This window comes from Cupriavidus sp. HPC(L) (genome assembly GCF_000307735.3).
Classification (GTDB): Bacteria; Pseudomonadota; Gammaproteobacteria; order Burkholderiales; family Burkholderiaceae; genus Cupriavidus.
On the sequence record NZ_AMPR02000372.1, the window covers coordinates 1 to 1525 of the forward strand.

General features: G+C 68.4%; 2 protein-coding genes. Both read right to left on the reverse strand.

All coding sequences use genetic code 11. The features are described from left to right. Positions 1–88 precede the first annotated feature (88 nt). A complete protein-coding gene (fliJ, locus tag B551_RS18020; RefSeq protein WP_043441013.1) occupies positions 89–547 on the reverse strand; it encodes a flagellar export protein FliJ in 459 nt (152 codons plus the stop codon). Further along, positions 540–1525 (reverse strand): FliI/YscN family ATPase (locus B551_RS18025; protein WP_043441016.1); only part of this gene is annotated, 986 nt, incomplete at its 5' end. The genes B551_RS18025 and fliJ, both read right to left, overlap by 8 nt.

Here is a 1525-nt window from a genome sequence, read left to right on the forward strand (position 1 = left end):
GAGGCCGGCTGCGGGTTGCGCGGGGCGGTGGCGGCCGCGGTGCCGCCGCTGACGATTTGGCTGATATCGATCATCTGTGCTTGCTGGCTTATTGGTTGTGTCCACTGCCGACCTGTTGCCGCGCCAGGCGCGCGGCGTATTCGTCGGTGGCGCGTTGCTCGCGGCGCGCGGCGATCTGCTGCTCGCGCGACTCGGCGCGTGCGATCAGCGTGTCGAAGGAGTTCAGCCGCTGCTTCTGTTTCTGCCAGTTGGCGCGGCCGGCCAGCAGTTGCGATTCGGCCTTGGCCAGCGCCTCGGTCTGATGCCGGATCGCCGCGTCGAGCGAATCGAGGAATTGCGAGAAGTCGTGCCAGCGCGCCGACGGCATGCCGTTCTGCATCAGCGCCTGCATGCGCGCGCGGTATTCCTGCCGGTATTGGGTCAGCGCGGCGAGCTGCTGTTCGGCCTGCGTGCGCTGGCCCTGCAGCCGTCCGAGCTCGCGCGCGGCGGTGTCGGTGTCGTTCTGGGCCAGATCGGCCAGCGTGTTCAACGGGGAGGCCTTAGCCATTTGCGCTCCTGTCGAAGAGCAGATGCAGTTGGTCGATCGATTCGCCGTAGCCCGCGCGCTCGTGAATGTCCTGCTGCAGGAACGCTTCCATGCGCGGATGCAGGCGGATCGCCAGATCGAGTTCGGGATCGGCGCCCGGCACGTAGGCGCCCACGCTGATCAGGTCGCGGTTGCGCTGGTAACGCGACATCAATTGCTTGAAGCGGCGCACCGAGCCGAATTGCTCCGGCGAGATCAAGGCGGTCATCGCGCGGCTGATCGAGGCCTCGACGTCGATCGCCGGATAGTGGCCGGCCTCGGCCAGGCTGCGCGACAGCACGATATGGCCGTCGAGGATCGCGCGCGCCGAATCGGCGATCGGATCCTGCTGGTCGTCGCCCTCGGCCAGCACGGTATAGAAGGCGGTGATCGAGCCGCCGCCCTCGGCGCCGTTACCGGCGCGCTCGACCAGGGTCGGCAGCTTGGCGAACACCGAAGGTGGGTAGCCCTTGGTCGCCGGCGGCTCGCCGATGGCCAGCGCGATCTCGCGCTGGGCCATCGCGTAGCGGGTCAGCGAATCCATGATCAGCAGCACATGGCGGCCCTGATCGCGGAAATATTCGGCAAGGCGCGTCGCATAGGCGGCGCCCTGCATGCGCAGCAGCGGCGAGGTGTCGGCTGGCGCGGCGACCACCACCGAGCGGGCACGGCCTTCCTCGCCAAGGATGTTCTCGATGAAGTCCTTGACCTCGCGCCCGCGTTCGCCGATCAGGCCGACCACGATCACTTCCGCGCTGGTATAGCGCGCCATCATGCCCAGCAGCACGCTCTTGCCGACGCCCGAGCCCGCGAACAGGCCCATGCGCTGGCCGCGGCCGACGGTCAGCATGCCGTTGATCGCGCGCACCCCGACATCGAGTACGGTATCGATCGGCGCGCGCGACAGCGGATTGATCTGCGAGCCGGCCAGCGGCACCTCGCGCGCGGCCTGCAACGGGC